Here is a 19,715-nt window from a genome sequence, read left to right as displayed (position 1 = left end):
GGCCAAGCGTTTACGCTGCCCCATCCGGCCGTCATCAGGCATGCTATGCGGCCATGCGCGCACAGGGCCGCCCTCACGCCGCCGGTGGTCGCCATCGTCATGAACCGGGGCGATCACGGGCTTGCCGGGCGTTTCGCGCGGACGCGGACGCCCTGCGATAAAATTGCAAAAACTACGGAAACCCGAATGGAAGCCATTCTGCGAACGATGGTCAGCGCGCCGACCGACCGCGCTTTCGACCTGTTTCGCGAGCTCGTCGACACGATGCGCCCGCGCGACCACGCCGATGCCGTTGCCGCCAACAATGCGGTACAGGCGCTGGCCTACCTGCTCGAACAGTCGGGCGACTTCCGTGCCGCACTGCGGCGCCACATGCTGCACCTGCTGTCGACACGCAAGCAGGTCCAGCTCTATACCGACACCGGCATCCTCTCGAACGAGACCTTCTATACCGCGCTGACCCGCCGCATCGGTTACCGCGTGCTGCCGCCGGTGTTCAACCGTTATTCGCTCAAGGACGTGTTCGGCGCGCTGTTCCACAAGAAGACCGACTACGTCTGGCTCGAGGCGATCAGCCGCGAGGCCTGGCTGGCGCTCGGCCGGGCGATGCATTTCCACGACGAGACCGACCTGGTCAGCATCAACAAGACCCGGGTCCAGGTGCTCGAGGCGATCCAGGTGCTGTCGTGCCGGCTGTCGGCGATCGGCCTCGAACCCGAGCTGGTGCGCAACAACCCGGACATCGAGCGCTTCGAGTCGCCGTTCGTGCGCCAGAACGTCGAAACGCTGGCCTATATCGAGCATTACCGCCGGACGATGATCGACGAGGCGCTGCCCGACGAGGACGTCCGGCCCATCCTCGTGCTGCTCGACCAGTGCGAGGAGTGGCTGACCAAGGCGAAGAAGAGCGCGGCGAAGAACGGCATCTCGGTCGGGCTGACCTACCATCTGGTGCGGATCTACCAGCACATCGAGCGCATGCGCATGCTGCTGCTGCTGATCGATCCGGTGCCGAACCCGGACAAGGCCGAGCTGGTGATCGACGGCCTGGTCGCGCTGGTGCGCGCCGAGAACCGCAAGTACCGGATCCGCGACGTCTTCGCCGAAAACACCTCCTTGCTGGCCCTGCAGGTGACCGAGCACGCCAGCCACACCGGCGAGCACTACATCGCCGAAACGCGCAGCGAATGGCTGGGCATGTTCAGGTCGGCCGCCGGCGCCGGTGTCATCGTCGGCTTCATGGCGCTGCTCAAGCTGCTGACCGCCAAGGCGCACATCCCGCTGCTGCTCGAGGCCATCCTGTTCGGCCTGAACTACGCGCTCGGCTTCATGCTGATCCACATGCTGCACTTCACCATCGCGACCAAGCAGCCGGCGATGACGGCGGCCAAGATTGCCGCGACGATCCATGCCGGCAGCAAGCGCAACCGGCAGCGGCTCGACCTCGACGAGCTCGCCGGACTGATCGTCAAGGTCGTGCGTACGCAGTTCATCGCCATTGTCGGCAACGTCGCACTGGCGATGCCGGTGGCGCTGCTGATCGCCATGACGTGGAACTGGTACTTCGGCGTGCCGCCGGTCGATGCCGCCAAGGCCGACCACCTGCTGCACGATCTGTCGCCGATTGCCAGTCTGGCGGTGTTCCATGCTGCAATCGCCGGCTGCTGCCTGTTCCTCGCCGGGCTGATTTCGGGCTACTACGACAACAAGGCGATCTACAACCGCATTCCCGACCGGATCGCGGCATTGCCGTGGCTGAACTGGCTGGTCGGCGAGTCGCGCGCCAGGCGGCTGGCCAAGTACATCGAGAACAACCTTGGCGCGCTGGCCGGTAACTTCTATTTCGGCATGATGCTGGGCATGATCGGCACCGTCGGCTTCCTGCTCGGCCTGCCGATCGACATCCGTCACATCACCTTCTCGTCGGCCTACCTGTCGTTTGCCGCGGTGGCGTACAACTTCCAGCTCGACTGGCACATCGTCGCGATGTCGGTGCTGGGCATCGCGCTGATCGGCATGACCAACCTCGCGGTCAGCTTCGGTCTGGCGCTGTGGGTGGCGCTGCGCTCGCGCAAGCTGACCTTCCAGGCGACCAAGCCCCTGCTCGGCGAGCTGGTCCGGCGCTTCCTCAAGAATCCGGCGCAGTTCTTCGTGCCGCCGCGCTCGCCCAAACCGGTGGTCGAAGCGCCGGTGCCCAGCCTGCCCAACCATCAGGAGACCGTGCGTGAGTGGGTTCGATTGCGTCGTCAACGCGCTGGTTGAAACCGGCTGGTGCGTGCTGCCGGGGTTCCTGACGCCGGCCGAGGTCGCCGCGCTGGTTGCATCGTCCCAGGCGCGGCGCGGTGACTTCGCCCGCGCCGGCGTCGGCCGTGCCGGCGGTCATGCCGTCAACGGCGAGATTCGCGGCGACGAGGTGCTGTGGCTCGACGACGCCGACCCGGCTGCGGCGCTTGCGCTGGCACGGCTCGACGCGCTGCGCGGCGAGCTGAATGCTGCGCTCTATCTCGGTCTGGCCGAACTCGAATGCCATCTGGCGGTCTATCCGGCAGGGCGCTTCTACAAACGGCATCTGGACCAGCATCGCGGCGAGGACACCCGCGTCGTCACCATCGTGCTCTACCTGAATCCCGAATGGGGCGAGACCGACGGTGGCGAGCTGCGGCTCTATCTCGACGACGGCAGCCATACCGACGTCGTGCCGCATGGCGGCACGCTGGCGGTGTTCATGTCCGACCGCTTCGAACACGAGGTGAAGCCGGCACAGCGGGAACGCTGGTCGCTGACCGGCTGGTTCCGCCGCCGTGCCCTGTGACTTGCTGCACAGCGGCCGCGAATTGCGGCGATTAAAATATGGGCAGATCAAACCATCAGGAGGCAGGATCATGACGACCCGCCGCATTCTCGGCGCGACCACCTTGCTCGCCGCCGCACTGTTCGCGACCGGCTGCGCCAATACCTCGTCGAACGTCTACAACCGTGATCAGATGATGCAGGCTGCGACCGTGCAGTCGGGCGCGATCGAGAACCTGCGTTCGGTGAAGATGGAAGACTCGACCGGTGTCGGCACCGTCGCCGGCGGCGCGATCGGCGGCATTACCGCTGGCACCAACATCGGCGGGGGCAACGGCCAGATTGTCGCCGGCATCCTCGGCGCCATCGTCGGCGGTCTGGCCGGCAACGCGATCGAAAAGGGCGTGACCCAGCAGGATGCCTACGAAATTACCGTACGGCTCGACAACGGCCAGCGTCTGGTCATCGTGCAGAAGGCCGACGCGCCGCTGTCGGTGGGCCAGCGTGTCGACATCCTGACCGACCAGAAAAGTACTCGTGTCGTGCCGGCCGGCAACGGCATCGTCCCGCAGGCGGCACCGCAAACGGCGCCGATGTGACCGCGGCCCGCCAGTGGTGACAGAAACGGCCCCGCGGGGCCGTTTTTTTGCGCCGGGACTAGACTCGCCCGGCGACCCCCTGCCAAGTTTTGCCGGCTTCGTTCGGCCGCGCGCGGCCTTCGTCCGGTGCGCCGCCCTGTTCGAGTACCGGATAGGCGATCGCGCAGATGTGCGAGTGGATCCGCCGCAGATCGCGCAGTACGTCCAGATGCAGCGAGCTTGACGCGATGCTCTCGGGCACGCCGTCGCGCAGCCGTGCCAGATGGGTGTCGGCGGCGTGGCGGCCCAGCTCGCGGATCGTGGCCTTGCCCGCCAGCAGCGTCTGCGCGGTGCGGACGTCGGCCGAAATGAAGACCGACTGGGCACGGTGGAAGTTTTCCAGCACTTCATGGTGAAGCCGGGTCAGCTCGGCGGCGCCGTCGTGCGAGAAGCTCAGCTGGCTGCGGATTTTCTTGCCGGCCAGCTCCATCAGGTTCTTGTCGATGATGTCGCCGATGTGCTCCATGTTGATGACGAAACCGATGATCGCCATCGCCCGGGCCGCGTCCTGCGGCGACAGGCTTTCGCGGGTGATCTCGGTGACGTAGAGCTTGATCGCCTCGTGCAGCCGGTCGACGGCGTTGTCGCGGCGCGTGATGTCCAGAATGCGCTGCCGGTCGTCACCGAGCAGGGCCGGCATGCTCGAGCGCAGCATGTCCTCGACGATGTCGCCCATGTGCAGCGCTTCGCGCGTTGCGCAGGTCAGTGCCAGCGACGGGGTGGCAATGGCCGACGGATCGAGGTAGCGCGGTGCATCGGGCTGGTCGGCGGCCGGGCGGTGATCCGGGAAGAGGCGCTCGAGCAGCTTCGAGACCGGCTTGAGCAGGCCGATGAAGGACAGCGCGATGCCGAAGTTGAGCAGGGTATGGAAGTTGGCGACCAGCGCGCCCGCATCGGGCCAGAGCCGGGACAGCCCGTGCGCCAGCGGGCCGACCGCGGTCAGCAGGATCAGGCAGCTGCCGCCCCGCAGCAGCAGGTTGCCGGCCGGCAGCCGGCGGCGCAGGTTGTCGTTGCCCTTGTTGCCCTCGAACCACGGGTTGAGCGCGCTGCCGATATTGGCGCCGAGCACCATGGCCAGTGCGGTGCTGGCCGGGATCGCGTGCGAGCCGGCGAGCGACATCACCAGCAGCACGGTCGGGATGCTCGAGTGCGCTGCCCAAGTCAGCAGTGCGGCGATCACCGCGTTCGGCAGCGGCTGGTCGGCCAGCACATCAAGGATGGCCCGTACCGCCGGTGCGGCCTCGGCCGGCTGCATCGTTTCGACCAGCAGCCGCAGCGCCAGCAGCATCAGGCCGATGCCGATGAAGGCGCGGCCGAAATCGCGCGTCTGCGAGCCCTTGCCGCGCTCGAACATGAACAGCCCGGCGATCAGGCACAGCGGTGACACCCAGCCCAGATGCAGCGAGAAGGCCTGGACGATCAGCGTCGAGCCGAGGTTGGCGCCAAGCATGATCGCCAGCCCGGCCACCGGCGTCAGCACCCGGCGCGCGGCGAACGAGGTCGCCAGCAGACCGGTGGCGGTGCTGCTTTGCAGTACGGTGGTGATCGCCATCCCGGCGAACAGCGCACGCCAGCGGCTGCCCAGACTGCGGCCCATCAGTTGTCGCAACGACGCGCCGAGGGCGCGCATGAAGCCGGTTTCGACCATGTGCAGCCCCCAGGTCAGAAGGGCGACACCACCGGCAAGATGAAGCAGAACGGTCATCATGCTCGTTCTCCCCTGCCGCGGGCCAAGCAGCCCCGGCATTGCAACCCGGCCTTTGTCCTGCCTGGCCGGTGTTGCCGTTATTGTGCGGCCGGCTCGCTCCGGCGGCCTGCGCGGGGATGCGCCTTGCCGGCACGATTGCACCGGGTTTGCGCTGCGCGGGTGCCGCCGCGGGGGGATGGCCGCTGTTGCACTTTCATTCAGTCTTGACCATCGCTGCCGGCTTGGCTGGCCCGCGGCGTTAATTCGGCCAGACGGACGTCAGCGGCTGCGGCGCCTGCGCAACAGGTGTCCGCTGAGAACGGGCTCAGGCGGGGCGGCGGGACAATCCGAACGGCTGCTTCCAGCGCTCGCTGAGCAGCACGCCGGCCAGCGTCAGCACGCCGCCGACAAGGTGATACCACGCCAGCCTTTCGTGCAGGATCGGCGTTGCGGCGATCAGCGCGGTGAACACCGGCGACAGGTTGAACAACAAGGTGGTGCGGCTGGGGCCGGCCTTGGCGACGCCCGTCATCCACAGCAACGGTGCCAGCATCGACGCGAACAGCCCGGCGTACAGCACCAGCGGGATGTTGACGGCCGAGAGCCCGGTCTTGGGCGAGGCGAGGTAGAGCGGGAACAGCAGCACCACGGCGACCAGCACCTGCAGGTAAAGCAGCAGCAGCGACGGCAGCTGGATCTGCCACTTCTTCAGCAGCACGCTGTAGAGCGCGTACGCCAGCGTGGCGATCAGCATCAGCGCGTCGCCGCTGCCGACGCCGTGGTGCAGCAGCGCCGCGCTGCTGCCGCCGGAAACGACGATCAGCACGCCGGCGAACGAAACCACCGAGCCGGTGATCGCGCCCAGCGTCAGCTGCTGGCCGAGCAGGGCGATCGCCAGCGCCAGCGCCATCATCGGCATCAGCGACAGGATGATGCCCATGTTCGTTGCCGAGGTACTGTGTGCGGCGTAGTAGGCCAGGCTCTGGTAGACGACCATGCCCAGCAGCCCGAGCACGACGATGCGCCCGGCCTGCGCCCGGACCGCTGCGCGGTGCTGGAGCAGCGGGCGCAGCATGACGGGCGTGAACAGCAGCGCGGCGAGCAGCCAGCGGTAGAAACCGATTTCGGCCGGCATGATCGCGCCGGCGGCGAGCTTGTTGACGACGGTGTTGGCGGCCCAGATCAGTACGGCCAGAACGGGGAGGAGTAAGGGCATGGCAATCACCTTGCGAAGTGTTGCCATGGATTGTCCGCCTGTCTGCCTGTCCGCATATACTGAGAACCGGACAGATCATCCGCGTATCCGGACAGCATGGCCCACCAGTATTCACCCCGCCGCGACTTCGACCATTTGCCGTATCCGGTGTGCTTCCGCTTCGATGCGCTGGCCGCCGATACCGAATGCGAGTTGCACCACCATGCCTGGGGGCAGCTCAACTACGCCGAGCGCGGCGTGATGCAGATCGACGTCGGCGGGCAACGCTTCATCTCGCCGCCGCAGTACACGGTGTGGCTACCGCCCGGTGTCGTGCACGGCACCTACAACCAGCAGCCGGTGCTGTACCGCGCGCTCGATCTCGATCCGTCATTGTGCAGCGCCCTGCCGGCGCAGCCGTGCATGCTGGCGATCAGTGCGGTGCTGCGCGCCATCCTCATCGACTTCGCCGAACGCCAGGTCGCCGTGCCGGACAGCGACGCTGATCGCCGGCTGGCGCAGGTCGTCGTCGATCAGCTCGGCCGCGCGAGGGTCGAGCCGCGCTACCTGCCGCTGGCCAGCACGCCGGCGCTGCAGCAGGTGCTCGACGCGCTGCAGCGCGAGCCCGGCGACAACCGCACTGCCTCGGTATGGGCCGAAGCGGTCCATCTGACCGAGCGTACGCTGGCGCGGTACTGCCAGCGCGAACTGGGAATGAGTCTGGGCGAGTGGCGGCAGCGCCTGCGCTTCCTGCACGCGATCGAGCTGCTCGACAAGGGGCGCAGCGTTCAGGCGATCGCGCTCGACCTCGGCTACAGCACGAGTTCGGCGTTCATCGCGATGTTCCAGCGCCAGGCCGGCACCACGCCCGAGCAGTACCGGCGCGAATTGCCGGGCGCATGAAAAACGGCCCCGTTCGGGGCCGTTGGTGTGCGAGGTGTGGCGGGCTCAGAAACCGAGCCGCTGGCAGATCGTGCTGACCGCGCCGGCGGCGTTCAGCGTGTAGAAGTGCAGCCCCGGCGCGCCTTGCGACAGCACCCGGTCGGACAGCTCGGTGACGAAGTCGAGGCCGAAGGCGCGGATCGACGCCGAATCGTCGCCGAACGACGCCAGCCGCAGCTTGAGCCAGCGCGGAATCTCGGCGCCGCACATGTCGGAGAAGCGCGACAGCTGGCTGAAGTTCTGGATCGGCATGATGCCGGGGACGATGGGGATGGTGACGCCGCGGCTCTGCACTTCGTCGACGAAGCGGAAGTAGGCGTCGGCGTTGAAGAAGTACTGGGTGATCGCCGCGTCGGCACCGGCGTTGACCTTGCCGACGAAGGCGCGCAGGTCGGCCTCGGCGCTTTGCGCCTGCGGGTGGTACTCGGGGTAGGCGGCGACTTCGATGTGGAACCAGTCGCCGTGCTGTTCGCGGATGAAGGCGACCAGTTCGTTGGCGTAGCGGAATTCGCCGACGTCGACCATGCCCGACGGGATGTCGCCGCGCAGCGCGACGATGCGGCGGATGCCGTGTTCGCGGTAGCTCGTCAGCAGCTCGGCGATCGTCGAGCGGGTCGAGCCGATGCACGACAGGTGCGGCGCGGCCTGATGGCCTTCGGACTGGATTTCGAATACCGCGTTGCGCGTGCCGTCCTGCGTGGTGCCGCCGGCGCCGAAGGTCACCGAGAAGAACTCGGGCTTGAACTGGGCGAGCTGGCGGCGGGTGTTGCGCAGTTTCTCGACGCCTTCGGGCGTCTTGGACGGGAAGAATTCGAAGCTGATCGGCGGGCGGGTCATGGTATGGTTTCGGTAAACGGTCCCGGCCATCTTACCATTGCCCCGCCGGCCTTTACGTGCCTGCTGCGTGCATTCGCTTCATGTCGGTGTGAGCTTGACCGGTGGTGGCGCGAGTTCCCCGGTCGTACCGCCGACGGCATCGGCACGTTGCGGCGTGCGCTTGGGTTGCTGCCGCAGCCGTGCGCGACGCCGCGCACAGCACCAGGGTAAGGGACGTTTCATAACCATGCTCCGAGCAGGGGAGAGATCAACACCATGGCGATGCCGGCCATCGTCATGGTCAGACTGGCGACGACCCCTTCTTCGTCGCCGATTTCACGTGCTTTGGCCGTGCCGGCGCCGTGGCTGGCGGCACCGAACATCGCGCCGCGCGCCATGCGCGAGCGCAGCGGCAGCAGTCGCATCACCGTTTCGCCGATCGCCATGCCGAACACGCCGGTGACGACGACGAACAGCGAGGTCAGCTCGCGCGAGCCGCCGAAGGCATCGGTGGCGACGACGGCGAACGGTGTCGAGACCGAACGCGACAGCAGGCTGTGGGTGACCTCGTCGGGCAGCTGGAACAGCCGCGACAGCAGATACGACGAGCCGATGCCGAGCACGACGCCGGCGATCACGCCGATCGTCAGCGTCAGCGGATTGCGGCGGATGATGTCGCGCTGGTCGTAGATCGGCACCGCGAACGCGATCGTCGTCGGCCCGAGCAGCCAGACCAGCCAGCGGGCATCGGCGTTGTAGACCGGATAGGGAATGCCGGCGAGCAGCACGATGGCGCCGAGGATCAGCGGGGCGAGCAGGATCGGCGCAAACCAGATCCTGCGGTGGCGGCGGTACAGCCATTTGCAGCCGTAATAGACGGCAATGGTCAGGACGAGGCTGATCAGTGCAAGTGGGGAGGATTCCATCACAGTACTCCGGCAAGTTCGCGGCGGCGCGATTTGGCGCGGATGCGGCGGCGGTGTTCCCAGCGGAACACGACGTCGACGACCAGCGCGGTGCCGGCCATGACGATCAGCGTGCCGAGGCCGATCACTGCAATCAGCGGCAGGCCTTCGGCCTTGAACAGCGTGCCGAACTGGACCACGGCGATGCACGGCGGAATGAAGAACAGCAGCATCTCGGCCAGCAGCCATTCGGCGCCGCGGCGGATCGTGTCGGCCGGCATCAGGCCGCTCATCAGCAGCGCCAGCACCGCGCCGAGCCCGATCACGCTGCCCGGAATCGGCGAATGCACGGCGCGGGCAAACCAGTCGGTGGCGAACCAGATGGCAAAGATCAGCAACAGTTGGGCCAGCAGCCGGAGCAGGCTGGCGGCGCGCGAGGTAGCCATGATGGCCTCCCTGAGTACACAGCCCGCAGTGTAGGCCTGCGCATTGATTACAAGGATGAATTATCCTTATGAAATCAATGCCGATTTGGAATGATCAGCGATGGAACTGCGAACCCTGCGCGCCTTTGCCGAAGTCGCCCGCTGCGCCAGCTTCACGCTTGCGGCCGAAAAGCTGTGCGTGACGCAGCCGACGGTGAGCAAGCTGGTACGCCAGCTCGAGGACGAGCTGGGCCAGACGCTGCTGGTGCGCGACGGCAAGCGGCCGAGGCTGACCGATGCCGGCAGCGTGGTGCTCGGTTATGCCGAACGGCTGCTCGGCGATGCTGCACAGCTGCGCGCCGAACTCGACGGCCTGTCGGGGCTGGCGCGCGGCGAGCTGCGCATCGGCGTGCCATCGCTCGGCGGCCGGGTGTTCGTCGCGCTGATCAGCGAGTTCAAGCGCAAGTACCCGGGGGTCGAGCTCAAGCTGTTCGAGGACGGTGCGATCGCGATCGAGGCCGCGCTGCTCGCCGGCGAACTCGAACTTGGCGGTCTGCTGCACCCGGTCGACGATCCGCGCTACCGGACGCTGACACTGGTGCGCGACCGGCTGGCGCTGATCGCGCCCGAGCGCTCGGCATGGGCGCACCGGCCGGTGGTGGCGCTGGCCGACCTCGCCGACGAGCCGTTCATCCTGTTCACGCCGGGCTTCGCGCTCAACGACCGCATCGTCGGCGCGTGCGCCGCAGCAGGTTTCGCGCCGCAGGTCGCCGGCCGCAGCGGCCAGCCCGGGCTGATTGCGGCGATGGTGCGCGGTGGCATCGGCATCGCGCTGCTGCCGGCGTCGGAAATCGCCGCGTCGACCCAGGAAGGGCTGACCGTCTGCACGCTCGAAGCCGATATCCCGTGGGAGATCGCCCTGGCGTGGCCGCGCGACGCCTACCTGTCGCACGCTGCACGGGCCTGGCTGACACTGGCACAGGCGCGTTACGGCTGAGCGACGTCGGTCAGATTGACGTCGACCGGATCGTCGGAGAAGCGCGCGGCGCGGGCATTGCGCAGCCCCGGCCGGCCCTCGGTCAGCACGCCGTAGAGTTCGGGGCGCCGGCCCTGCATCCAGCGTCGCCCGGAACACAGCGGCAGCAGACCGAGGTCCAGCTCGGCGTCGACCAGCGCATCGGCGGCGGCCCACGTCTCGGCGAGGATGCGGCCGTACGGGTCGAGCACCATCGCGTTGCCGGTCCGCACCTCGTCGTCGTCCTCGCCGATGCCGTTGGCGAACACGATGAACAGGCCGTTGTCGTGCGCGCGCGCCGGCAGCCAGCGCAGCAGCCACTCGCGCCCGTTCGGACCGCGGAACGCCGCCTCGACCGCCGCCGGATCGGTATGGCGATTGCGCCAGACCGACAGCGGAATCTTCTTCATCGCATGCGGGCTGCGCGAATCGGTGCCGCCGGTCTGGTGCGGCGCCAGCAGCACCGTCGCGCCGAGCAGCGCGGTGGCACGGGCGTTCTCGACCAGATTGTTGTCCCAGCAGATCAGCACGCCGACGCGCACGCCCCACGGCGTATCGAACACCGTGTAGCGGTCGCCGCTGGCGATCGCCGGATGCTCGAACGCGTGCAGCTTGCGGTGGCAGTGCACCTCGCCATCGGGCAGGCAGACCGCGTAGGCGTTGTAGAGCCGGCCGTCGTCGCCGCGCTCGATGAAGCCGGCGCCGATGCCGATGCCGTGCCGGAGCGCCAGCGCCCGGACGGCGGAGACCGACGGGCCGCCCAGCGGTTCGGCCAGCGCGGCGACCGCGTCAGCGTCGAGCCTGGGCACGTGCCAGTAGCCGGTGATGCACATTTCCGGCAGGGCGAGCAGCTGCACGCCGCGGCGGGCGGCCTCAAGGGCGAAGTCGGCGATGCGGCCGAGGTTGTAGGTCTTGTCGTTGGCGCGATGCTGGAACTGCACCGCGGCGACGCGCAGCGTTTCGGTCATGGTGGGGACTCCGGTACATGCCGGCGGGCCGGCGACACCGACGATTTAAGCACCTTGCTCCGGCGGCGGATAATGATGGATTTTCCGGTCGGTGATAACCTGAAGGAATGGAAATCCGCCTGCTCCGCGCCTTTGTCGTCCTCGCCGACTGCCTGCATTACGGTCAGGCCGCGAGTCGGCTGTGCCTGACCCAGCCGGCGCTGACCAAGCAGATCCGCGTGCTCGAAGACCGGCTCGGCGTGCCGCTCTTCGTTCGCGGCCGGCACGGGGTGGCGCTGACCGGCTTTGGCGCCGATTTCCTCGGCGAAGCGCGCGAGCTGCTCGGCCGCGCCGATGCGCTCGACCTGCGAGCGCGCCACATGGCCAAGGGGGAAGCCGGCCGGCTGGCCATCGGCTTCGGGCTGTCCAGCCTGCAGCTGGCGCCGCAGTGCATCGCCACCTTCCGCCGTCACCATCCTGACGTCGAGATCAGTCTCGAGGACATGTCGTCGGCCGAGCAGGTCGAGCGCTTGCTGGACGGCCGCCTGCAGCTCGGCTTCGTGCGGCTGCCGGTTCCGGCCACGCTGGCGAGTCTGCCGCTGCGATCGGACCGGCTGGTGCTGGCGGTCGGCGACGGTGTCGATCCGCTACGGCCCCTCACTGTCCTGCGGCTGGTGCGGCAGCGCGGCCCGGGGCTTGCTGCCGAAGTCGACCGCTTGCTCGATCACTGGTCCGGGCAGGGCTTCGTGCCATCGGCCATCCACGAGGCCGGCGACATCCAGACGCTGCTGGCGCTGGCAGCGGCCGGCATCGGCGCGGCGCCGGTGCCCGAAAGCGCCATGCACATCCTGCCGCCGGGGGTCCGCATCGTGCAGCCGGAGGCCGAGATCGGCTGGCAGGTCGGTCTGGCGTGGCGACCACAGGCAGGCAGCCCGCTGCGTGACCGCTTCATCGCACTGCTGCGCTAGCCGTCGGCCTGCCTATACTGCAGGGCAACAAGTCCAGGGGGAGATCACCATGTCGCAGCCGGATGGTTCATCTCGCGGAATGCGCGCCAGCGCGCCGTCCGTTCCCCATTTCGTCGGTGCGGGTCTGCGCAGCGAGGAGGTCGCCGAGCATGCGCAGCTGGCGCTGCACAGCGTGCCGACGCTGGCAACGCTGATCGCGCGCTCGACCGATCCGCTGGGCTTCAAGTACGGCCTTGGCGCGCTGCAGCTGCCCGAGCCGCTGTCCCGCCAGCTTGGCCGGCTGGCAGCCGAAAACCCCGAGCTGTACCAGCACCACCTGATCATCGTGATCCTTGCGGATTACCTCGCGCTGGGTTTGCAGTTGTCGGTGCCGGACCGGTCCGCACTGATGATCGCCGCACTGTTTCACGATGCCGGCCTGATCGGTCTGGACAGCCTGATTCCGGCGGCCGGCGATCCGGAAGCGATGCGCATCATCGACGACCACCCGCAGCTCGCGGCGTTGTTGCTGCGGCGTTGTCCGGAGGTGCCGGAGTCGGCAGTACTGGCGGTACTGCAGCATCACGAACGCGTCGACGGCAGCGGCTATCCGACTCACGGTACGCATCGCGTGCTGCATCCGCTCGGCGAAATCCTGGCTGTTGCCGAGGCCGTGGGGTCGGTACTGCCCAAGCGTCGGCCGGCGGCGATGCTGATCTGGCTGCGACTGATCCGCAACAGCTTCCGGACCGATGCGATCGATCTGCTGGCGCGGGCCTTGCAGGGCATCGTTCTGCCCGGACACAGCCATCCGTCCGAGGCGAGGCTGCTGGTACTGTCCGAGCAACTGGGCGGTCAGGCGGCACTGTTCGACAACTGGCTGGCCCAGCGCGGCCGGCTGGAAGCACTGGCGCTCCCCGATTTCGTCATCGACCGGCTCGACCGCATCTACGGCATGCTGGCCCAGCTCGGCATCGACCTGCACCGGATCGAGCTGGCGCTCGATTACGCGATCGACGACGAACAGGTCGCGCAGGAACTGCTGGCGCTGGCACAGGAAGTCGACTGGCAGCTCGGTGACCTGCTGCGCGACATCCAGCGCCACGACCTGCCGCAGTCGGCGAGCTGGCCGGCCTGGCGGCTTGAACTCGAAGCGCTGGCGCAACGCGTCCGGGCTGCGCGCGGCGACCATACCGCGCGGTCCTGAACGCGGCGATTGCCACTTGTGCCGGGGCCGTGTACCGGCTCAGCGCGGACCGAAGCGCCGTCGCCCGCCGCGCTTGGGCTGCGGTGCCTGCGCCTGACGCTTGTTCTGCTGCTGCAGCATCAGGTCGATCTTCTCGGACGTCGTCTTCATCAGTGACTGCGCCAGTTCCTCGTGCGGGAAGGTGTCTGCCATCCGGTAGCCCAGCCATGCGTACGCGGCGTACAGCTTGCAGCTGTCCTCGAGGTACTGCAGCGCGTTGCGCCCGCCGATGCCTTCGATCCGCAGCAGCGGTGAGGGCTTGCCGTCGGCGCGGTCGCGTGCCCAGTCCAGCAGCGCGTTTTCCAGCATCGGAATCTTGGTCGACACCGGGCACAGGCTGAAGGTGTAGCGGTCTTCGAGCGACAGCTTCAGCGTATCGAGCCAGCGCGCCTTTTCCATCTGGTCGCTGAGGTTGGCCGGAACGAAGAACTCGTCGTGCACGTTGATGTGTTTGGTGAAGAGTTCGAGCAGTGCGAACAGCTTGGTCTGGCCGGTGGCCCTGGAAATCTGCTGCAGGTAGTCGAGGTTCGGTGCGACGAAGAACCCGGTCGCCGGCAGCGGCTCGATCTTTTCGCGCAGCAGCTCGGCGATGACCTTGTGCGTGCGGGCGTCGAAACCGGCGACGAAACCGGCCTCGTGCGCGCCGAAGCGCCCGGCGCGGCCGGCGATCTGCTTGGCGAGCGCCGCGGTGATCGTGCCTTCGCTGTAGCCGTCCCACTTGTTCGACGTGGTGAAGATCACCCGCCGTGCCGGCGTGTTCAGCCCCATGCCGATCGCATCGGTGCCGACGATGATCTTGGTGTCGCCGGAGACGAAACGCTCGGCCTGTGCCTGCCGCACCTCGGGCGAGAGGTTGCCGTAGATCGCCGACACGGCGAAACCCTCGGCGATCGCCTGGTCGCGCCAGTTCAGTACCTCGCGACGCGAGAACGCGATCAGCACGTCGCCGGGCTTGAGGTTCTTCAGCGAGCCGAGCGGTTGCGGATCCATTTTCAGCGGCGACTTGCGCTCGAGCTTGCGGACTTCGAGCGTGCCGCCGATGCGGTGGACCAGCGATTCGATCGCCTGCTGCGCTTCGAGCGCCCCGAGCAGGTAGACGGTGTTGGCCGGCACGCCGCACACGGCGGCGGTCCACGCCGCACCGCGGTCGGGGTCGTCGAGCAGCTGGATTTCGTCGATGACGGCAACGTCGATCGGCTTGTTCGGGTTGAACATCTCGACGGTGCTGGCGACGTGGGTCGCACCCGGATGCAGCTTGCGCTGCTCGCCGGTGATCAGGCTGACGGCGACGCCGGCATCGAGCAGGCGCTGGTAGTTCTCCAGCGCCAGCAGCCGCAGCGGTGCGAGGTAGGCACCGGACTTCGCCTGTGCCAGATGTTCCATCGCCGCGTGCGTTTTGCCCGAGTTGGTCGGGCCGAGCACGGCGATGAAATGCCGCGGCATCGCCTGCGCCTTGGTGAACGACTCCGGGTACAGCGACAGGTTGACGGCGTTGCGTGTCTTTTCGGCCTGCCGCGTCGCGGCATTCGTGCCCTGCTGTGCCTCGATCCGCGCCAGCGCGACCTTGCAGCGGTCGCTGGCGCGCTCGTACTTGGCCTGCAGCGCGTTCAGCGCGCCGGTCGGATCGATCTCGCACTCGGTCGCGATGTCGATCACCGTATCGGCACACTCGATCAGCGCGGCTTCGAGCGTCTGCAGCGCGCCGGCGTTCCAGCGTTCCTGCAGCAGCGCGAGCTTGGCCGTCGTCGTCAGCTTGCGCCACTTGGCGGTCTTGCCGAGGAAGCCGGCGTCGGGCACCAGATGGTAGGGAATGCTGCGGTCGCCGACGACGATCTCTCCGTGGACCGACACCGCATAGCTGCCGTCGGTGGTCACCAGCGTGGCGCGGTAGGCGTGCAGATAGTCGTTGAGGGCGTTGCTGCTGTCTTCGGTCGTTTCGATATCGGTCATGGGTGTGTCGGTGGCCCGCCCTTGCGGGCCGGCGGTTCATAGAGGGTGGTCAGCGGCGCTTGCGCAGCACTACGCTGAGGTTGTTCGCGGGCATGGCAACGACGTCGTCGAGAACGAAGCCCGCATCAAAGGCCGTGCCGATCACGGTTTCGAGGTCGCGTACGCCCCATTCGGGGTTGCGGGCGCGCAGCTGGGCGTCGAAGTCTGCATTGCTTGGCGCAGTGTGAGCGCCGTCGCGGCGGTAGGGGCCGTACAGGCAGACCGGGCTGCCGGGATCGAGCACGCGGGCGGCACCGGCAAACAGCGCCAGCGTCGCCGGCCACGGCGAGATATGGATCATGTTGATGCACACCAGTGCCTGCGCCCGGGCAATGCCCCAGTCGGCCGCCATGACGTCGAGCGCCAAAGGCGGCGACAGCGCGACGCCGGCGTGTTCGGCCCATGCCGCGATCGAGGCGCGCGACGGCGCGTCGGGGTCGCTGGTCTGCCAGACCAGTTGCGGCAGCGCGGCGGCGAAGTGTACCGCGTGCTCGCCGCTGCCGCTGGCGATTTCCAGCACCGTACCCGAGGCAGGCAGTACGCGTTGCAGTACCGCAAGAATCGCGTCGCGGTTACGTCCGGTGGCGGGGGCGTAAAGGCGGGCGTCGTAATCGGTCATGAGCGTGTCCTTGGCGAGGCAGCGGTTGGCCGGTATCGGGCATACTCGGCGCTTGATCATCAAAGGCGGTCGAGCGATGGATTTGTACCAGCAATTGCAGGATGTTACCGATCCGAATTCGTTTCTGGCCTTCGCCCGGGCCCTGCTGGCCGATCGTCAGGCCGACCCGGCGCAGTGGCAGCACCAGACGATCGAGGACTTCCTCGGCGCGGCGTTGAACTGGGCCGAGTCGACCCAGCTCGGCAGGATTCAGGGCCTTGCCGAGGTGTCGCCGTGGAAGCGCTGCGCGGTGTTCCTCTACTCCGGCAAGGTCTGCGACTAGCCGCTCCGCTTACTGGAACGCGACTTCGGCAAAGCTGCGCAGCTTGCGGCTGTGCAACTGGTCGACGCCCTGATCGCGCAGCAGCTCCATCGCGCGGATGCCGATGCGCAGGTGCTGGTCGACGCGTTCGCGGTAGAAATGGTTGGCCATGCCCGGCAGCTTGATCTCGCCGTGCAGCGGTTTGTCCGACACGCACAGCAGGGTGCCGTACGGGACGCGGAAGCGGAAACCGTTGGCGGCGATCGTCGCGCTTTCCATGTCGAGCGCGACGGCACGGCTCTGGCTGAAACGACGCTGCGGCGCGTTGTCGGGCAGCAGCTCCCAGTTCCGGTTGTCGGTACTGGCAACGGTGCCGGTGCGCATCACGCGTTTCAGCTCGGCACCGTGGATCTGCGTGACGTCGGAGACGGCCGCCTGCAGTGCGACCTGGATTTCGGCCAGCGCCGGAATCGGTACCCACAGCGGCAGGTCCTGATCGAGCACGTGATCCTCGCGCACATAGCCGTGCGCCAGCACGTAGTCGCCGAGCTGCTGCGTCTGCCGCAGGCCGGCGCAGTGGCCGAGCATGATCCACGCATGCGGGCGCAGTACGGCGATGTGGTCGGTCGCAGTCTTGGCGTTGGCCGGGCCGACACCGATGTTGACCATGGTGATGCCGCTGTGGTCGGCACGAATCAGGTGATAGGCCGGCATCTGCGGCAGCCGCGGCGGCGCCACGCCGAGTGCGTCGGCGGCCTCCGCGGATAGGCCGGTACGACGGGTAATCACGTTGCCGGGCTCGACGAAGGCGATGTATTCGCTGTCCGGGTCGCTCATTGCCTCGAGGCCGAGGCGGATGAATTCGTCGATGTAGAACTGGTAGTTGGTGAACAGCACGAAGTTCTGGAAATGCTCGGGCTGCGTGCCGGTGTAATGCCGGAGCCGGTGCAGCGAGTAATCGACGCGCGGTGCCGTGAACAGAGACAGCGGCTGCGGCTCGCCGGCGGCCGGCTCGTAGGTGCCGTTGGCGATGCCGTCGTCCATCGCCGACAGGTCGGGCAGGTCGAAGACGTCGCGCATCAGCTGGCGGCGCTCGAGTGTCAGGCTGCCCTCGATATGGTCGTTCTCGGCAAACGAGAAATGCACCGGAATCGGCTGGTTGCTGACACCGATCTCGAGCTCGACACCGTGGTTCTGCAGCAGCAGCGCGAACTGCTCGTGGTAGTAGTGATCGAACAGGTCCGGGCGGGTCAGCGTGGTTTCGTAGCGGCCCGGGCCGGCAACGAAACCGAAAGCCAGATGCAGGCCGTCGACCGGATGCAGCCGCGACACGGTGTCGGTCTGCAGCCGTACGTAGGGGTAGCAGGCGCGGACGTGGCCGGGCAGCGTCTCGCCGGCGACGAAGCGCGCCATCGCGTCACGCAGGTGGGCAAGGCTGGATTCGTAAACCAGACGGACCTGCGCCAGCGCGGCGTCGGCGTCGGTATGGCGGGTCGGGGCGATGAATTCGGGCTGGTGGAACATGGGCGTTCGTCCGGTGCGGGGCGTATGGATTCGGAATGCGTCTCTTCCCCGATTCTGGCACGGCTGCGTCGCAAGCGTGTGACGCGGACGCAGAAAAGGGGCCGAAGCCCCTTTTCACGATCAGCCCGCACGGAAGGCGCGGGTGATGTCGGCTGATCAATAACGGTAATGAGCCGGCTTGAACGGGCCGTCCTTAGGCACGTTGATGTACGCAGCCTGCTCGTCGGTCAGCACGGTCAGCTTGGCGCCGATGCGGCCCAGATGCAGGCGGGCGACCATTTCGTCGAGGTGCTTCGGCAGCACGTAGACGCCGACCGGATACTGCTCGCGCTTGGTGAACAGTTCGATCTGTGCGAGCACCTGGTTGGCGAACGAGTTCGACATCACGAAGCTCGGGTGGCCGGTAGCGCAACCGAGGTTCACGAGGCGGCCTTCGGCCAGCAGGATGATGCGCTTGCCGTCTGGAAACTCGATGTGGTCGACCTGCGGCTTGATGTTGTCCCAGTTGTACTGGCGCAGCGACGCGACTTCGATTTCCGAGTCGAAGTGGCCGATGTTGCAGACGATGGCGTTGTGCTTCATCGCCTTCATGTGGTCGTGGGTGATCACGCCGACGTTGCCGGTGGTGGTGACGAAGATGTCGCTCTGCGACGCGACTTCGTCCATCAGCACGACGCGGTAGCCTTCCATGGCCGCCTGCAGCGCGCAGATCGGGTCGACTTCGGTGACCCACACGGTGGCGCCGAGGCCGCGCAGCGATTGCGCGCAGCCCTTGCCCACGTCGCCGTAGCCCAGCACGATCGCGACCTTGCCGGCGATCATCACGTCGGTGGCGCGCTTGATGCCGTCGACCAGCGATTCGCGGCAGCCGTACAGGTTGTCGAACTTGGACTTGGTGACCGAGTCGTTGACGTTGATCGCCGGGAAGGCCAGCTGGCCCTTCTCGTGCATTTGATAGAGGCGGTGCACGCCGGTGGTGGTTTCCTCGGTCACGCCCTGGATGTGGGCCAGTCGGGTCGAGTACCACTTCGGATCCTTGGCGATCTGCGCCTTGATCGCCGCGTACAGTACGGTTTCTTCTTCGTTGGTCGGGTTGGCGACCAGCGACAGATCGCTCTCGGCACGGGCGCCGAGGTGCAGCAGCAGCGTGGCGTCGCCGCCGTCGTCGAGGATCATGTTGGCGTATTCACCGCCTTCGAAGTCGAAGATGCGGTGGGTGAAGTCCCAGTACTCTTCCAGCGATTCGCCCTTGTAGGCGAACACCGGCGTGCCGGCGGCGGCGATGGCGGCGGCGGCGTGATCCTGGGTCGAGAAGATGTTGCACGACACCCAGCGGACCTTGGCGCCGAGCGCCTGCAGCGCCTCGATCAGTACGCCGGTCTGGATGGTCATGTGGATGCTGCCGGCGATGCGTGCGCCCTTCAGCGGCTGAGCGGCACCGAACTGTTCGCGCACGGCCATCAGGCCCGGCATTTCGGTTTCGGCGATGTTCAGTTCCTTGCGGCCCCAGGCGGCAAGGGACAGGTCGGCAACGTGAAAGTCTTTGAATTCGGCCACGGTAGAGTCCTTCGTGTGGCCGGGAGGGATGCGGCTCACCCGCAATCCCCGTGCCCGGCACGGGTTGGTCAGGTGAGCGCCGTTGGATTCGTTCCGAGCCTGGCCCTTGTGGCTTCTGGCCACCAGCGGGTCGCAGCGCTCCTCGGAAGGGCTTGAATTCTATCGGCTTTCG

General features: G+C 67.2%; 19 protein-coding genes and 1 riboswitch. Of the genes, 8 read left to right on the top strand and 11 right to left on the bottom strand.

Going from position 1 to position 19,715, the window contains the following annotated elements; genetic code table 11:
- The first annotated feature begins 186 nt into the window (after positions 1–186).
- The 3 genes from JMJ54_RS16720 to JMJ54_RS16710 all read left to right on the top strand — a co-directional run bounded on the left by JMJ54_RS16720 (position 187) and on the right by JMJ54_RS16710 (position 3,389).
- Positions 187–2,262, top strand: a complete 2,076-nt coding sequence (locus JMJ54_RS16720) for a site-specific recombinase (protein WP_203539697.1) — start codon at positions 187–189, stop codon at positions 2,260–2,262.
- On the top strand, positions 2,225–2,812 hold the full coding sequence (locus tag JMJ54_RS16715) for a 2OG-Fe(II) oxygenase (protein WP_203539696.1): 588 nt from the start codon (positions 2,225–2,227) through the stop codon (positions 2,810–2,812). The genes JMJ54_RS16720 and JMJ54_RS16715 overlap by 38 nt, the downstream gene beginning before the upstream one ends.
- Before the next feature lie 70 nt (positions 2,813–2,882).
- Positions 2,883–3,389, top strand: coding sequence for an outer membrane lipoprotein (locus JMJ54_RS16710; protein WP_203539695.1), 507 nt, complete (start codon positions 2,883–2,885; stop codon positions 3,387–3,389).
- Positions 3,390–3,447: 58 nt separating this feature from the next.
- Here JMJ54_RS16710 and JMJ54_RS16705 read toward each other — a convergent pair whose 3' ends face one another.
- Positions 3,448–5,136, bottom strand: coding sequence for a Na/Pi cotransporter family protein (locus JMJ54_RS16705; RefSeq protein ID WP_203539694.1), 1,689 nt, complete (start codon positions 5,134–5,136; stop codon positions 3,448–3,450).
- Positions 5,137–5,440: 304 nt separating this feature from the next.
- Complete coding sequence (locus JMJ54_RS16700) at positions 5,441–6,331, bottom strand: DMT family transporter (RefSeq protein ID WP_203539693.1); 891 nt, start codon at positions 6,329–6,331, stop codon at positions 5,441–5,443.
- Positions 6,332–6,427: 96 nt separating this feature from the next.
- Between JMJ54_RS16700 and JMJ54_RS16695 the strand changes: the two genes are divergently transcribed.
- Positions 6,428–7,213 (top strand): AraC family transcriptional regulator, encoded by a 786-nt coding sequence (locus JMJ54_RS16695; protein WP_203539692.1) that lies wholly within the window; start codon positions 6,428–6,430, stop codon positions 7,211–7,213.
- Positions 7,214–7,258: 45 nt separating this feature from the next.
- Here the strand turns inward: JMJ54_RS16695 and metF are convergent, their stop codons facing one another.
- From metF to JMJ54_RS16675, 4 genes are all read right to left on the bottom strand, one after another.
- Entirely contained in the window at positions 7,259–8,089 is an 831-nt protein-coding gene (gene metF / locus JMJ54_RS16690) for a methylenetetrahydrofolate reductase [NAD(P)H] (RefSeq protein ID WP_203539691.1), read from the bottom strand.
- Between the two features lie 78 nt (positions 8,090–8,167).
- Positions 8,168–8,311 carry a hypothetical protein gene (locus tag JMJ54_RS16685; protein ID WP_203539690.1) on the bottom strand — a complete coding sequence of 48 codons (144 nt, stop codon included), beginning with the start codon at positions 8,309–8,311 and terminating at the stop codon, positions 8,168–8,170.
- Entirely contained in the window at positions 8,308–8,994 is a 687-nt protein-coding gene (locus tag JMJ54_RS16680; RefSeq protein WP_203539689.1) for an LrgB family protein, read from the bottom strand. Before JMJ54_RS16680 ends, JMJ54_RS16685 begins: the two co-directional genes overlap by 4 nt.
- Positions 8,994–9,419 carry a CidA/LrgA family protein gene (locus JMJ54_RS16675; protein ID WP_203539688.1) on the bottom strand — a complete coding sequence of 142 codons (426 nt, stop codon included), beginning with the start codon at positions 9,417–9,419 and terminating at the stop codon, positions 8,994–8,996. Before JMJ54_RS16675 ends, JMJ54_RS16680 begins: the two co-directional genes overlap by 1 nt.
- Before the next feature lie 100 nt (positions 9,420–9,519).
- Between JMJ54_RS16675 and JMJ54_RS16670 the strand changes: the two genes are divergently transcribed.
- A complete protein-coding gene (locus tag JMJ54_RS16670) occupies positions 9,520–10,395 on the top strand; it encodes a LysR family transcriptional regulator (protein WP_203539687.1) in 876 nt (291 codons plus the stop codon).
- On the opposite strand, the gene JMJ54_RS16665 is transcribed toward JMJ54_RS16670, so the two are convergent.
- Complete coding sequence (locus tag JMJ54_RS16665) at positions 10,386–11,381, bottom strand: nitrilase family protein (protein ID WP_203539686.1); 996 nt, start codon at positions 11,379–11,381, stop codon at positions 10,386–10,388. The genes JMJ54_RS16670 and JMJ54_RS16665 overlap by 10 nt on opposite strands.
- 107 nt (positions 11,382–11,488) lie before the next feature.
- Here JMJ54_RS16665 and JMJ54_RS16660 point away from each other — a divergent pair, with 107 nt between their 5' ends.
- Positions 11,489–12,328 (top strand): LysR family transcriptional regulator, encoded by an 840-nt coding sequence (locus tag JMJ54_RS16660; RefSeq protein ID WP_203539685.1) that lies wholly within the window; start codon positions 11,489–11,491, stop codon positions 12,326–12,328.
- Between the two features lie 49 nt (positions 12,329–12,377).
- Positions 12,378–13,514 (top strand): HD domain-containing phosphohydrolase, encoded by a 1,137-nt coding sequence (locus JMJ54_RS16655; protein ID WP_203539684.1) that lies wholly within the window; start codon positions 12,378–12,380, stop codon positions 13,512–13,514.
- A gap of 39 nt (positions 13,515–13,553) precedes the next feature.
- On the opposite strand, the gene JMJ54_RS16650 is transcribed toward JMJ54_RS16655, so the two are convergent.
- Both JMJ54_RS16650 and JMJ54_RS16645 read right to left on the bottom strand, forming a co-directional pair.
- Positions 13,554–15,503: a helicase-related protein gene (locus JMJ54_RS16650; RefSeq protein WP_203539683.1), complete on the bottom strand. Its 1,950-nt coding sequence runs from the start codon at positions 15,501–15,503 to the stop codon at positions 13,554–13,556.
- Positions 15,504–15,552: 49 nt separating this feature from the next.
- Positions 15,553–16,161 carry a DUF938 domain-containing protein gene (locus JMJ54_RS16645; RefSeq protein ID WP_203539682.1) on the bottom strand — a complete coding sequence of 203 codons (609 nt, stop codon included), beginning with the start codon at positions 16,159–16,161 and terminating at the stop codon, positions 15,553–15,555.
- A gap of 76 nt (positions 16,162–16,237) precedes the next feature.
- Here JMJ54_RS16645 and JMJ54_RS16640 point away from each other — a divergent pair, with 76 nt between their 5' ends.
- Complete coding sequence (locus JMJ54_RS16640) at positions 16,238–16,483, top strand: DUF7660 family protein (protein WP_189461897.1); 246 nt, start codon at positions 16,238–16,240, stop codon at positions 16,481–16,483.
- Positions 16,484–16,492: 9 nt separating this feature from the next.
- Here JMJ54_RS16640 and JMJ54_RS16635 read toward each other — a convergent pair whose 3' ends face one another.
- Positions 16,493–17,986 carry an AMP nucleosidase gene (locus JMJ54_RS16635; protein ID WP_189461896.1) on the bottom strand — a complete coding sequence of 498 codons (1,494 nt, stop codon included), beginning with the start codon at positions 17,984–17,986 and terminating at the stop codon, positions 16,493–16,495.
- A 156-nt stretch (positions 17,987–18,142) separates the two neighbouring features.
- Entirely contained in the window at positions 18,143–19,543 is a 1,401-nt protein-coding gene (gene ahcY / locus JMJ54_RS16630; RefSeq protein WP_203539681.1) for an adenosylhomocysteinase, read from the bottom strand.
- A gap of 67 nt (positions 19,544–19,610) precedes the next feature.
- Positions 19,611–19,693, bottom strand: a riboswitch (S-adenosyl-L-homocysteine riboswitch).
- Positions 19,694–19,715: the final 22 nt, after the last annotated feature.

This window comes from Jeongeupia naejangsanensis (genome assembly GCF_016865585.1).
Classification (GTDB): domain Bacteria; phylum Pseudomonadota; class Gammaproteobacteria; order Burkholderiales; family Chitinibacteraceae; genus Jeongeupia; species Jeongeupia naejangsanensis.
This window is presented reverse-complemented; position numbering and strand designations above follow the sequence as displayed.

Excerpts from the sequence above, each read along its gene's own strand:
- JMJ54_RS16720 (WP_203539697.1), top strand. The coding sequence starts at position 187 with ATGGAAGCCATTCTGCGAACGATGGTCAGCGCGCCGACCGACCGCGCT.
- JMJ54_RS16710 (WP_203539695.1), top strand. The coding sequence starts at position 2,883 with ATGACGACCCGCCGCATTCTCGGCGCGACCACCTTGCTCGCCGCCGCA.
- JMJ54_RS16705 (WP_203539694.1), bottom strand. The coding sequence starts at position 5,136 with ATGATGACCGTTCTGCTTCATCTTGCCGGTGGTGTCGCCCTTCTGACC.
- JMJ54_RS16700 (WP_203539693.1), bottom strand. The coding sequence starts at position 6,331 with ATGCCCTTACTCCTCCCCGTTCTGGCCGTACTGATCTGGGCCGCCAAC.
- JMJ54_RS16695 (WP_203539692.1), top strand. The coding sequence starts at position 6,428 with ATGGCCCACCAGTATTCACCCCGCCGCGACTTCGACCATTTGCCGTAT.
- metF (WP_203539691.1), bottom strand. The coding sequence starts at position 8,089 with ATGACCCGCCCGCCGATCAGCTTCGAATTCTTCCCGTCCAAGACGCCC.
- JMJ54_RS16685 (WP_203539690.1), bottom strand. The coding sequence starts at position 8,311 with ATGAAACGTCCCTTACCCTGGTGCTGTGCGCGGCGTCGCGCACGGCTG.
- JMJ54_RS16680 (WP_203539689.1), bottom strand. The coding sequence starts at position 8,994 with ATGGAATCCTCCCCACTTGCACTGATCAGCCTCGTCCTGACCATTGCC.
- JMJ54_RS16675 (WP_203539688.1), bottom strand. The coding sequence starts at position 9,419 with ATGGCTACCTCGCGCGCCGCCAGCCTGCTCCGGCTGCTGGCCCAACTG.
- JMJ54_RS16670 (WP_203539687.1), top strand. The coding sequence starts at position 9,520 with ATGGAACTGCGAACCCTGCGCGCCTTTGCCGAAGTCGCCCGCTGCGCC.
- JMJ54_RS16665 (WP_203539686.1), bottom strand. The coding sequence starts at position 11,381 with ATGACCGAAACGCTGCGCGTCGCCGCGGTGCAGTTCCAGCATCGCGCC.
- JMJ54_RS16660 (WP_203539685.1), top strand. The coding sequence starts at position 11,489 with ATGGAAATCCGCCTGCTCCGCGCCTTTGTCGTCCTCGCCGACTGCCTG.
- JMJ54_RS16655 (WP_203539684.1), top strand. The coding sequence starts at position 12,378 with ATGTCGCAGCCGGATGGTTCATCTCGCGGAATGCGCGCCAGCGCGCCG.
- JMJ54_RS16650 (WP_203539683.1), bottom strand. The coding sequence starts at position 15,503 with ATGACCGATATCGAAACGACCGAAGACAGCAGCAACGCCCTCAACGAC.
- JMJ54_RS16645 (WP_203539682.1), bottom strand. The coding sequence starts at position 16,161 with ATGACCGATTACGACGCCCGCCTTTACGCCCCCGCCACCGGACGTAAC.
- JMJ54_RS16640 (WP_189461897.1), top strand. The coding sequence starts at position 16,238 with ATGGATTTGTACCAGCAATTGCAGGATGTTACCGATCCGAATTCGTTT.
- JMJ54_RS16635 (WP_189461896.1), bottom strand. The coding sequence starts at position 17,986 with ATGTTCCACCAGCCCGAATTCATCGCCCCGACCCGCCATACCGACGCC.